Here is a 12353-nt window from a genome sequence, read left to right on the forward strand (position 1 = left end):
CGGCTACTCCCTCGGATCGGGCCAGCCGAGCTGCATCATGTGGGTCAGCGGCCCGGTCAGCAGGCCACCGTCCACGGGGAGCGTCACCCCGGTGATCCACGCGGCGTCGTCGGAGGCGAGGAAGGCCACGGCAGCGGCCACCTCCTCCGGCTGCCCCACTCGCCCCATCGGATAGGCGGCCGGGATACGCTCCAGCATCGCGAGCTGTTCGGGGCCCTTCTCGGTCCAGTTCCGGGTCAGGATCGTGCCCGGCGCCACCAGGTTCGCGCGCACCCACCCGGCCTCGGCGCCCACGGTGCCGCGAGCACGCGGCCCATACGAGACGGCGATATTCCCGATCGCGTTGATCAGCCCTGCCTTGGCCGCCGAGTACGGGATGTTCCCGACGGCGGCCATCCCGTTCACGGACGCCGTCGCCACGATCCTGCCCCCACCAGGCGCCTGGAGCAGGGCTGGCATGGCCTCCTGGATGCACCGCACGGCGCCGTGCAGGGTGGGCTCCAGTTGAGCCGCCCAGCCCTCATCATCAATCGTCTCCAGGGAATCGCCCGCCGCCACCCCGACGTTCGGCACCAGGACGTCCAGTCGGCCGAACTCCTCGATCGCAGCGCCGACGGCGGCCCGCACCTGTGCCTGATCGGTCACGTCACAGACGAGGGCCAGGCCTCCTACGTCGGCCGCAGTGGCCGTGGCGGCCTCGGCTTCGAGATCGGCGACCACCACCTGGCACCCTTCCTCGGCGAGCCGCTGGCAGATCGCACGGCCGATCCCGTGCGCCCCACCGGTCACCAGGGCCACTCGGTCAGTCAGTCCGCGCATCAGGGCCTCACAGGTGGTGGACGACGTAATCGACGCAGGTGGTCAGCGCTGCCACATCTGCCGGGTCCACCGAGGGGTACATGCCCACGCGGATCTGGTTGCGGCCCAGCTTGCGGTAGGGCTCGATGTCGATCACACCGTTGTCCCGCAGTACTTCGGCCACCTGCGCCGCATCGACGGTGTCGGCGAAGTCGATGGTCCCCACCACGGGCGAGCGGGCACCGGGGTCGGTGACGAACGGGGTGGCGTACTCGCTGCGCTCGGCCCAGTCATAGAGGATCTGTGCGGACTCGGCGCTCCGCCCGGCGGCGAAGGACATGCCACCGCCGTCGAGCATCCATTCCACCTGCTCGGCCATCAGCGCCAGCGTGGCGATCGCTGGCGTGTTCAGCGTCTGGTCCTTGCGGGAATTCTCGACGGCGGTGGCCAGGGAGAGGGACTCCGGCACCCAGCGCCCGCCCAACTCCTCGATGCGAGCCAGAGCGGCAGGGGAGAGGACGGCGAACCACAGTCCGCCGTCGGAGCCGAACGCCTTCTGCGGGGCGAAGTAGTAGGCATCGCATTCGGTGAGATCGGCTGGGATACCGCCGGCGGCTGACGTGGCGTCCACCAGCATCAAAGCATCGTGCCCCGTGGCACCATCGCCGGCTCCATCGACCCGACGGACCGGCGCCACCACACCGGTGGAGGTTTCGTTCTGGGCCCAGGCGTAGGCGTCGACACCGTCTTCTCGTTCAGGACGGGCCACGTTGCCCGGTTCGGCGGTGATCACGGCCGGTTCGGCGAGGAAGGGAGCCCGCCGTGCGGCGGTCGCGAACTTGGCCCCGAACTCGCCGGTGCTCACGTGCTGGGACCGCTCGCGGATCAGGCAGAAGGTCGCCGCATCCCAGAAGAATGTGGATCCTCCGTTGCCGAGCACCACCTCGTAGCCGTCCGGTACCGCCAGCAGGTCACGTAACCCGCCGCGGACGCGGGCCACGAGGTGCCGCACGGGTGGCTGGCGGTGCGAGGTGCCCATCACGGTGGTGCCGAGGGCGGCGAGTGCGTCGGACTGAGCGGGACGGATCCGGCTCGGTCCACTGCCGAATCGTCCGTCGGTGGGCAATAGCTCGGCGGGCAGGGCCAACGTCGTCATGGCAGCGATCATCCCACCAGTTCAGACCAGCTCGCGGTGGGCTTGCAGGATGTGGGCACTCCAGCCGGCCACCTTGCTGCACGCGATCATGGCGGTGAACATCGCCGGGGGCACCTCGGCGAGATCGAGCAGCACACCGGCCCAATAGACGGCGTGGCTGCCATAGGCGGCCGCAGGGCGGATCCCCCGCTCGCTGAGGGCGCTGTACCCGGCCCTGGCGACGGCGTCGGCCACCTCCAGCCGAGGTGCGTTCAGTTCCATGGCAACCCCACGCAATGCCTCGACGCGCGGATCGGTGCCGTCGTAACCGTCCTGGTGGAAGCCGAACAGCGTCTCCGCCTCCAGCGCTCGCCCCACAGCCGCCTCGGCGTCTCCGGTACGTTCGGCCTCCCGGATCAGGGAGAGCGCCCGGACGGCGGCCCCACCGCCTCGCGGGCTGCTCACCGCCGCCACGGCGCCGGACAGACAGGCCGCCGCATCCGCGCCGGCGGAGGCGATCTGGCGGGCGACCGTGGTGGAAGAGGTGAGCCCGTGGTCGGCGAGTGCCACCCAGCAGGCGTTGATCGCACGAACATGCGCGGGGTTGACCGCACCGCGCCATCGCATCACGAACCGGCTGGCCGTGCCCTCGACCGTGTTCACCTGCTGCTGTCCTACAGCCGGCAGGTCCTCCCCGCGGGCGGACTGAGCGAGGAAGGAGAGTGCCATCACCGACGCGCGAGCCAGGTTGCTGCGCAGTTCGTCCGGACTGATCTCCCCGATCGGCCGGAAGCCCCACACCGGGGCGAGCTGGGCCAGCGCGCTCTGCATGTCCACTCGGTGGTCGCCGGTGCGTACCGGCAACGGGAACGGTTCGGCCGGTGGTAGCGCCTGGCCCGAGGTCCCGTCCACGAGGAGCCCCCAGACATCCTCGAATGGTGCGTGAGCGACGAGATCGCGAACATCGTGGCCCCGGTAGAACAGGCCGCGTGTGGCGTCCACCGAGGAGATCGGGGGAGGGGTGCTCATCGGGTCAGGCTAACCACCTCCAGTCCGGTGGGCGGACCTCAACGAGGTCGCGGCCGGGCGAGCGGGCGATATCGGATATCGGTAGCCGGTGCGGGACAGTAGGGTGGTCGAAGGACTTTGCGGGGATTGCGGACGGGAAAGGGCCCTGGAGTGAGCGACCTCATCGACACGACCGAGATGTACCTCAAAACAGTTTTCGAACTGATCGAAGAGGGCATCGTGCCACTGCGTGCTCGGATTGCCGAGCGCCTCGGTCACTCCGGGCCCACCGTCTCTCAGACCGTGGCCCGGCTCGAGCGGGACGGTCTCATGGTGGTCACCGGGGACCGGCATCTGGAGCTCACCGAGCTCGGGATGACTCGCGCAACGCGGGTGATGCGCAAGCACCGCCTGGCGGAGCGTCTCCTCACCGACGTGATCGGCCTTGACTGGCCACACGTGCATGAAGAGGCTTGCCGCTGGGAGCACGTGATGAGCAGGCAGGTGGAGGAGCGGTTGATCGCGCTTCTCGACCACCCGGGTTTCGACCCGTACGGCAATCCCATCCCAGGGCTGGACGAGTTCGGCGATCCCACACCCGTCGGCGACCTGGGTACCTGGCTCACCGACGTACCGACCGGTGCGGAGTATGTGGTGGCACGCATCGGCGAGCCGCTGCAGGTCGACACCGACATGCTCGCGAGTTTTCAGGAAGTCGGCATCACACCCGGTGCGCGCATCCTCCTCACGCAGGAGAACCGCGAGTACACCGTGGCCCCGGTGGACTCGGAGCTGGTGCTCGAGCTCGACGAAGACGCCGCAAAGCACGTCTTCGTCACACCGGTGTAGTCGCTGGCATCCTGCTGATCCGACCCGTGCACGGCCAACCTGCGGACGGGCCGTCGGGCAGCGCAGATCACGTGCGCAACGCCGATTGTGACCTGAACGTGACATTTGCGCCCGGTCTCGGGTACTGTGTGCTTGCTCGACGAAACCCTCCTTCGACGAGTACCCCGGGCGGACGCCAAACCCTGTCACCGCCTGTGGTTACCGACGTACCCGTGACAGGGACGGGGGACCCACTTCCGGTGCGCGAGCACCTTGGGGTGAAGTCCACCGACATATAGGCGGACCGGGTGTTACTCCCACCCGAACCCGACAGCTCACCTCGTAGGCGTCAGGAGAGGCAACCGAATTGACTCAGTGCACTGAGCGCGCGCGGCACCGCGCAGCGCGCCGCCCCGTCACCCCCCTTACGACCTTCGGTCAGGCAGTCAGTGGACCCGTGGGGCGCCGCACCGCCGTCGCCGTGGCCTCCTCCGGGGTGATTCTCACCCTGAGCGCCTCTGCTGCGATCGCAGGGCCCGCCGCGCAGAACATCGCCCCGGTGCGGACCGCCAATCTCACCGCCGCCGCTGCGGCGGACGATGACTCGGTCGCCGTCTCGCAGGCGGTCACCGTTGCCGCGGACGTCACCTGGAGCCTGGGCAGCGACGTCGAGGTCTCCGCCGAGGCGCCGCCACCGCCGCCCCCGCCGGAGCCCGAGCCCGAGCCCGAGCCGGCTGTCACCTACGAGCGCACCGAGCAGACCTCGCGGAGCAATGAGCGCACCGAGGTCGCCGAAGAGGCGCCGGCGGCGCCCGCCGCCTCCGGTGTGGGAGCCCAGATCGTCGAGATCGCTCACCGGTACCTGGGTACGCCGTACGTCTATGGTGGCTCGACCCCGTCCGGTTTCGACTGCTCCGGCTTCACGTCGTACGTGTATGCGCAGGTCGGTATCTCCCTGCCCCGCAGTTCGGGTGCGCAGGCCGGTGCTGGCACGCGAGTGTCCGCATCGGAGGCACGCCCCGGCGACCTCGTCTGGTGGCCCGGCCACGTGGGGATCTACCTGGGCGGGAACCAGCACATTGCGGCCCGTAACCCCAGCACGCCGCTGACTGCCGGACCGATCTACAACTCCAACCCGACCTTTATCCGCGTGACGGGCTGAGTCGAGTCCAGTACGCGAACGAACGGCCCGTCCCTGTTTCAGGGGGCGGGCTGTTTCGCGTCCGCGGACGTTCACCTGACGGACGGTGCGCCGTCCGCAAGCGCGGCGGGCCATGGGCGTGCACACTTGTCCCAACAGATTCTCAACCCTCGGGGGTGACGTGGTCATGGAGCACGAACAGGTCGTCCTGGTCGGGGTCGACGGTTCCCCGGCCAGCCTGAACGCTCTGGAGTGGGCCGTGGCCCAGGCACGGCGGGTCGGGTGGCGGCTGCACCTGGTGTGCGCCTATGCCCTCCCCACCTTCGCAGCCGCCTCGCTTGACGGCGGTTACGCGACCTTGGACGACACCGCCATCCGCGACGGTGCCCAGGCCGCGCTCGATGAGGCGGTCGAACGCGCCAGCGGTCGCGGCGTCGATGTGACGAGCGCTCTCGAGACCGGCGACCCCGCCGGGGTGCTGGTGGACCTCACCAAGAAGGTGTGTCTCGCCGTCGTCGGTACCCGGGGGCACAGCGGTTTTGCCGAACGGATCCTCGGTACCGTGTCCTCCGCATTGCCCGCGCATGCGCACTGTCCGACCGTCGTAGTGCCGCACCATGAGGAGAATGGCGAACCGCCACTTCCGATCCGCCGCATCGTGGTGGGCGTGGACGGCTCGGATTCGGCGAAGGTGGCACTGAACCGTGCGATCGAGCAGGCGGAGGTGTGGGACGCCGAGTTGACCGCTGTGGTCGGAGTTCCGATCGGCGCAGGCGCTGGCCTCTTGGGTTGGCTACCGGCCGCCGTCGATCGCGAAGTGGTGCTCGCGGACGTCAAGGAAGGGCTCAACGTCACCGTGGATCGGGCGTTGGAGGGGCGTGAGCTCACCGTGCGTCGGCACGCCTTGGACGGCAGCGGTGCAGAGCTCCTCTCCGAGTTCTCCACGGCCGTGGACCTCGTGGTGGTCGGCACCCGGGGGCGTGGCGGGTTCGCCGGGATGCTGCTCGGATCCACCTCCCAGCAGGTCCTGCACCACTCCGCATGCCCGGTGCTGGTGGTACCCACCCGGATCCAGGACGAAGGGCTCCCACCCATCGCCATGGGCTGGAAGCGGCGGCACTGACCTCGATGGGTCGCGCGTCTCTCGCTGATCGACCCGGCGTCGTCAGGGCGAGACGGCGCTCTCGAGCGCGTCCATCATCAGGTGCAGTTCGGACTGGGTGACGCACAGCGGCGGCGCCAAGCGGATAGTGGCGCCATGGGTCTCTTTGGCGATCACGCCCCGGCTCGCCATCCGCTCGCTCACCTCGCGGCCGGTGCGGGTGGCCACATCCACGCCCAGCCACAGGCCGATCGACCTGACGGCGGTGACGTGCCCACCGGCGAGCAGGTCACCGGCGCGGGCGGCCAGCACGGGAGCGAGTTCGCGCGCACGAGCCTGATAGCGCCCGGTCTCCAGCAGCCGTGCGACGGCGAGTCCGACGGCGCACGCCAGCGGATTGCCACCGAACGTTGATCCGTGGGTTCCGGGGGTGAGCACACCGAGCACATCGGAGCGGCCGACCACCGCCGAGACCGGCAGGATGCCGCCGCCGAGCGCCTTGCCGAGGGTGGTCAGATCGGCCCGGACAGCCGCGAGATCCTGGGTGAGGGTGGCGCCGGTACGGCCTAGCCCGGACTGGATCTCGTCGAGAACCAGCAACGTGCTGGTGCTGTCGCAGACCTCGCGGACCTGGCGAAGGTAGTCCGCCGGCGGCACGATCACCCCGGATTCGCCCTGGATGGGCTCCAGCAGCACCGCCACCGTGGTCTCATCGATCGCGGCCGCCACGGCATCGGCATCACCGTAGGGCACGATCCGGAACCCGGGGGTGTAGGGGCCGAAGCCGGCACGAGCCTCGGGATCGGACGACATCGAGATGATCGTCGTGGTGCGGCCATGGAACGCGTTCTCGGCCACCACCACCGTGGCATCTCCCTCGCTGATCCCCTGGGTCTCATACCCCCACTTGCGAGCCGCTTTGAGCGCCGTCTCCACGGCCTCCGCCCCGGTGTTCATCGGCAGCAGCATCTCTGTGGAGGTGAGGGAGGTGATGGCACGTGCGAACGGTTCGAGCAGCTCGTGACCCACGGCGCGAGAGGTGAGGGTGAGTCGGTCGAGCTGGTCCTTGGCGGCAGCCACCAGGTCAGGGTGCCGGTGCCCGAAGTTCAGCGCCGAGTACCCGGCGAGGCAGTCGAGATACCGCCTGCCCGCTGTATCGGTGACCCAGGCACCCTCGGCGGAAGCGACCTCTATCGGCAGTGGGGCGTAATTCGGCGCAAGGGTCGTCATCGTCGAGTCCCTTCACTACGGTCGATGGTGCCGTCCAGCAGGCGCAGCGCACGGGTTGTCATCACGTGGAGTGCAGGAGTGAGGGGCACCTCCAGCATCCGCCACGCTCCGGCCAGGCGCACGTCCTCGGTCCAATCCACCCGGCAGGTACTCGCCCCCAGTGGTGTGACTTCGATTCTCGCGCTGCCCAGCAGTACCGGCCCCACTTTTCGGAAGACGGCGACCCCCGTTGATGCAGGCATGGTGCCTGAGCGAGGGCCGTCGTCGGGAGCGGATATCTCGGTGACCAGCATGACGTCCCGAAGCAGGCCGGCCGTGACGGCCACGATCGTGTCGCCCACCTGGGCCGGCGCTGGTCGAGCGGTGATCCGCGTGAACGGGATCAGCGCCTCATGGCGCGGCAACGTGGTCAGGTGAGCGAACATCGCGGAGGCACGTGCGGGGAACACCCGCGATGCCGTGGTGCTGGTCACGCGGCTACCGTCCCACACTGCGTCGGGGCAGTGCGAGGGTGCGTTTCGCGTCTGCGGGGTCTGCGGCGGTAAAGTTCACCACGGTCCGCCCCCGTAGCTCAGGGGATAGAGCAACCGCCTCCTAAGCGGTAGGTCGCGCGTTCGAATCGCGCCGGGGGCACCAACAAGATCTGGTGGGTGTAGCCACCTCGCCGCGCCCCGATCACTGCGGCCTTTCCGGTAACAGTTCCGCGGTATGCGGCGGGTCAGACGACGTCACGGCGTTGCGTTCGTTAGCGTGGCGGGGTGAGGTCCGTCCGAATCGCTCTGCCTGGAGGCCATCGTGCCGCCCAGGCAGCGTCGCCGACTCCAGGTGAGGCTGCTGAGGTGGACACGCCCCGAGAGCGCGAGGTCGCCGCAGCAGTGGCTCAGTGGCGCAGCCGGCTCGCCGATCTGGCAGGTGGCAGCGCACTGTGGGATGTGAACGCCCTCGGCGATGCGATCGTGGAGCTCACCGCTGCGCACCCCTCCGGGATCGCTCAGCTCTACGCCGGGCGCAGTACGCCGTTGAGCAACCTTGTCCGCGAAGGGTCCGCGCTCACCCAGGCCCGCCGCCGCGCCCGCGTGGTGGTGGCCCGTACCGAGGAGCTCGCCCAGCGCTTCGGCGTGGCGCCCACCTATGTGGCGATGGGGGTGGCCAGCTGGCGTAGCACCGCGGCAGGCCAGGATGAGGCGTTGCGTGAACGTGCGGAGCCACCGAAGCATGCTGCCGACTCCGGTGCTGATGAGGGCGGTCACACTCCGGCCGTACCGGAAGTCGGCCATGACGAACCGGCGGCCCCGAGGGTGGTACATGCTCCCGTGCTGTTGCGCCCTGTGCGGGTACGGGTGCACGGCTCCGATGCGGAAATCGACCTCGAGATCGACCCGGCGGTGGAGCTCAACAGCCTGCTCGTGCGTGAGCTCAAGGCACACGGGATGGACCTCGACGCCCAGGAGATCGCCCGCTCCACGATGGGTGCGCACGGGTTCTCCCCGCGGCCCGCACTCGAGCGGATCGCCGAACTGGGAGAGGCGCTGCCCGGCTTCCGACTCGAACCGAGAATCGTGGTCGGCGCATTCGTGCACCCGGGCCAGGCGCTCGCCGACGATCTCGACGCCCAGCAGCGCGAGCTGGCCACCCATGACGTGATCGCCGCACTCGCCGGGGTCGATGGGGCCCGGGTGGCCGTTGCCACGGACCTGCCCGAGCCGAACCCCCTCGATCGCGACCCGGACGCCGAAGTGGGAGTGGGCGATCTCGACCCGGGGCAGCAGGATGTGGTCGACGCCGTCGCCGGTGGGGGGCACCTGCTGGTCGATGCCCCGCCGGGGACCGACATTCCCGGGACGATGGCGGCGGTGGCAGCCGAGGCTGCGGCGCAGGGGCGTCGAGTGTTGTACGTGCCTGGCACCCGCCGAGCCGGGCAAGCGCTCCTCGACGCGATGCGCACGGCAGGTGTGCCCGACCTCGCCCTCGACCTCAGCAACGATCCTCGTTGGCCAAGCACTGCCGCCCAGCGCCTCATCGACGGGCTCAATCCGGAGGCTCCTCCGGCCGACCCCGACCAACTGGCCGAAGACCGCGGGCGACTACGCCAGGCGCGCCGCGAACTCGGTGACCACCTCACGGCCCTGCACACCGCCCGCCCGCCGTGGGACGCTTCCGCATACGACGCCCTCCAAGCGTTGGCCGAGCTGACGTCACAGCGGCCGGGCCCGCGCACCCAAGTGCGGGTGGCCACACGCGCGGTCCGATCGATGACCCCGCAGGACAGGCAGCATGCCCGGGAAGAGCTCGCACGTGCCGCCGCCCTGGGGGCGTTCCGGCTCCGCGCGGCCGACACTCCATGGTTCGGTGCTCGGCTCAGCTCGGCCGAGCATGCCACCGCGACTCTGGAGCGGGTGCGCGGGCTCGGTGCGGTGCTACCGGACCTGCGAGCGCAGATTGCGCGGACGGCGGCTCAGACCGGTCTGGATGAGGCCGAGACTCTGGACCAATGGTCGGAACAGCTGATCCTCTTGGACGGTATCCGCTCGTCACTGGACGTGTTCACGGCGCAGGTGTTCGAGCGTTCGGCCGCCGATATGGTGGCCGCCACTGGCACCCGCTCATGGCGGGCGCAGCACGGAGTGGACCTGAGCTGGGGAGCGCGGCGCCGACTGCGCCGTCAGGCACGGGATCTGCTCCGTCCGGGTGGCTCGGTGGGGGATCTGCACTCCGAGCTGATCGACGTCCAGGAGCGCCGCGATCTGTGGCGACGGCACTGCGCCGGCGGTGGCTGGCCGCGGCTGCCTGAGGGGATGACCGAGATTGCTCGCACTGAGTCCACGGTCGCTGAACTGGTCGCTGAACTCTCGCCAGTCCTTTCCGGCACACTCGGCGGGCGCACCCTGGGCGAGGTGCCGCTCGACGAGCTGAGCACCAGGGTGGCGCGGCTGGGGGCCGACGACGTTGCGTTGCGCCAGTTGCCCGAGCGCGCCGCCGTTCTCGCGCATCTGAGCGAACTTGGCCTGGACGAGCTGATCGCCGATCTCACCCATCGCCGAGTGCCGACCTCGCTGGTGGGTGCCGAGTTCGATCTGGCGTGGTGGTCCAGCGTGCTCGAGGAGATCCTGAGCGGGGACCTCGTGCTCGCCGGACTCGAGTCGTCCTCGTTGGAGCAGGCGGCGGATACGCTGCGCGAGTTGGACCGCGTGCAGACGGCGAGCCTGACCGCCCCGGTGCTGGCCCGCGTGCGCGAACACGTGCAGGCCGTGATCGCCGCCGACCGGCCCACAGCACAGGAGTTCTACAAGAACGTCCGCCGTGGTGACAGTGACCTCAAGGAACTGCTGAGCCGCTTCGCCGAGGTGGCATGGGCGGCCCGGCCCGTCTGGATCGTGCCTCCGATGGTGGTTCCCCAGGTGCTGCCCGCTGAGCGAGATGTGGACCTGCTCATCCTGGACGCCGTCCAGCACCTGCCTGTCGAGCAGGTGGTCTCCGCGATTGCACGTGCCCGCCAGGTGGTGGTGGTCGGTGACACCCGGCGCGGTGGCTCCGGTGGCTTGGTGGCTGCAGTGAACTGGTTGCCGAGCCTCGCCCTCCAACCGGGCCGGGTGACCCAGGTGGCCGAGCTGGCTGCGTTCCTGAGCGCACACGGGTACGAGGGTGCAGTGCGGCCCATGCCGGCGCCGCCCGGCGGAGCGGACACTCCTCGGCTTTCCCTCGACGTCGTCCACGGGACCGGGATGCCGGTGCCCGGTTCGGACGTGGTGGAGAGTGTGCAGGCAGAGGTGGATCGGGTCGTCGATCTGGTGATCGAGCATGCGCTGACCCGGCCCGAGGAGACTCTAGCGGTGGTGGCGCTGAACACCCGTCACGCAGACCGGGTGCGCGAAGCCGTGCTCTCGGTGGCAGCGGGAAGCGCCAGCATGTCCGCCTTCTTCGACCAGAGCCGCACCGAGGCGTTCACCGTCGTGGACGTGGAATCGGCGGCCGGTCTTCGGCGCGACGCGGTGGTGCTCACTCTCGGATTCGGAAAGACCCCACACGGGCGCGTGCTGCACCGGTTCGGGGCGATCTCCGGCCCCGATGGGGCCGCGTTTCTGGTGGACACCCTCGATGCGGTGCGCACCCGGCTCACGGTGGTGAGCTGCCTGGAGGCGGACGATCTCGATCCTGAGCGGCTCCGCGCCCCGGGTTCGAAGATGCTTCGCGATCTGCTCGAACTCGCCGCCGCCGGTCAGGTGGAACGGCCCGACGACGAGGGCGATCAGGATGTGGACCGGTTGCTGCTGGACCTTGCCGAACGGCTGTGGCGCCGTGGCCTCACCGTGGTCCCTCGGTACGGCATCCCCGGCGGGATCCGGATCCCGTTGGCGATCGGGCACCCCTCGCTTCCCGGCGAATTACTGCTGGCGGTGCTCACGGACGACCGTGACTACATGGCCGAACCGAGCTTGCGGCGCCGTGACCGGCACTGGGTGGACCGACTGACCGAGCGGGGATGGCACGTGCGCACTGCGTACTCCACGGCCGTCTTCATGGACCCTCAGGGCGAGGCGGAGAAGATCGCCGCGGTGCTTGAGGACGTCGTTCGAGAGCGCACGGGTGCTCCCACCGGGGATGCGCCGACGCTGCCGCGGGCGTGGGTGGACGAGACCACTGATGCCACCGACAGCGCTGATGCCCCCGACAGCGCTGATGCCGCCGACGCCACGGCGATGCCGCGCAGTGGCGAGCACGCACAGCGCCGGCAGGATGACGAACGAGTGACGACGTCGGCCCGTGGGCTGGCCATGGTGGGTGAGGTCACAGGGCGCCCGGCCCAGCGGCCGGTGTTGGCCGGGGACCGCACCGAGCGTCCACCGGTGCCGCCCGGGCGCCCATTGAGCGGGTATGGCGACGATGAGCTGGATCAGCTGGTGGCCTGGATCGCTTCCGACGGTGCCGTACGCACCGTGCCCGAACTGCGTGAGGAGCTGCGCCGTGAACTCGGGATCGTCAAACGCGGGACCCACGTGGATGCGGTGCTCTCAGCGGCGGTGCGACGTTCTGGTCTGGCCGTGGACCCGCCGGTCGTGGACTCGTCCGCTGGGGACCCGTCGGCCGACGACGCCGAGCCCTCCCAGGAGTGA

The 12353-nt window shown here is 69.7% G+C and carries 9 protein-coding genes, 1 tRNA gene and 1 riboswitch; of the genes, 5 read left to right on the forward strand and 5 right to left on the reverse strand.

Features of this window, described 5'->3' with window-relative positions; translation table 11 throughout:
• Positions 1-3: 3 nt before the first annotated feature.
• Genes LQF10_RS04050 through LQF10_RS04060 form a run of 3 tightly spaced genes read right to left on the reverse strand, consistent with a single transcriptional unit; the run spans position 4 to position 2962 of the window.
• Positions 4-819, reverse strand: a complete 816-nt coding sequence (locus LQF10_RS04050) for an SDR family NAD(P)-dependent oxidoreductase (protein ID WP_231066219.1) — start codon at positions 817-819, stop codon at positions 4-6.
• Between the two features lie 7 nt (positions 820-826).
• Positions 827-1954, reverse strand: a complete 1128-nt coding sequence (gene serC / locus LQF10_RS04055) for a phosphoserine transaminase (RefSeq protein WP_231066220.1) — start codon at positions 1952-1954, stop codon at positions 827-829.
• 21 nt (positions 1955-1975) lie between these two features.
• Positions 1976-2962, reverse strand: a complete 987-nt coding sequence (locus LQF10_RS04060) for a citrate synthase (protein WP_231066221.1) — start codon at positions 2960-2962, stop codon at positions 1976-1978.
• Positions 2963-3112: 150 nt separating this feature from the next.
• On the opposite strand from LQF10_RS04060, the gene LQF10_RS04065 reads away from it, so the two are divergent.
• The 3 genes from LQF10_RS04065 (at position 3113) to LQF10_RS04075 (ending at position 6033) form a co-directional block, all read left to right on the forward strand.
• The gene (locus tag LQF10_RS04065; protein ID WP_231066222.1) at positions 3113-3790 is read left to right on the forward strand and encodes an iron-dependent transcriptional repressor DtxR; all 678 of its coding nucleotides are present in this window, start codon (positions 3113-3115) and stop codon (positions 3788-3790) included.
• 192 nt (positions 3791-3982) lie between these two features.
• Positions 3983-4132: riboswitch (cyclic di-AMP (ydaO/yuaA leader) on the forward strand.
• 94 nt (positions 4133-4226) lie between these two features.
• Entirely contained in the window at positions 4227-4931 is a 705-nt protein-coding gene (locus tag LQF10_RS19350; protein WP_290371133.1) for a C40 family peptidase, read from the forward strand.
• A 166-nt stretch (positions 4932-5097) separates the two neighbouring features.
• Positions 5098-6033, forward strand: coding sequence for a universal stress protein (locus LQF10_RS04075; protein WP_231066223.1), 936 nt, complete (start codon positions 5098-5100; stop codon positions 6031-6033).
• A gap of 42 nt (positions 6034-6075) precedes the next feature.
• On the opposite strand, the gene rocD is transcribed toward LQF10_RS04075, so the two are convergent.
• A complete protein-coding gene (rocD, locus tag LQF10_RS04080; RefSeq protein ID WP_231066224.1) occupies positions 6076-7242 on the reverse strand; it encodes an ornithine--oxo-acid transaminase in 1167 nt (388 codons plus the stop codon).
• The gene (locus LQF10_RS04085; protein WP_231066225.1) at positions 7239-7715 is read right to left on the reverse strand and encodes a hypothetical protein; all 477 of its coding nucleotides are present in this window, start codon (positions 7713-7715) and stop codon (positions 7239-7241) included. The genes rocD and LQF10_RS04085 overlap by 4 nt, the downstream gene beginning before the upstream one ends.
• An 87-nt stretch (positions 7716-7802) precedes the next feature.
• Between LQF10_RS04085 and LQF10_RS04090 the strand changes: the two genes are divergently transcribed.
• Positions 7803-7878 (forward strand) — tRNA-Arg (locus tag LQF10_RS04090).
• 203 nt (positions 7879-8081) lie between these two features.
• The gene (locus LQF10_RS04095) at positions 8082-12353 is read left to right on the forward strand and encodes a PDDEXK-like endonuclease domain-containing protein (RefSeq protein ID WP_231066226.1); all 4272 of its coding nucleotides are present in this window, start codon (positions 8082-8084) and stop codon (positions 12351-12353) included.

Source organism: Ruania halotolerans, from assembly GCF_021049285.1.
GTDB lineage: Bacteria > Actinomycetota > Actinomycetes > Actinomycetales > Beutenbergiaceae > Ruania > Ruania halotolerans.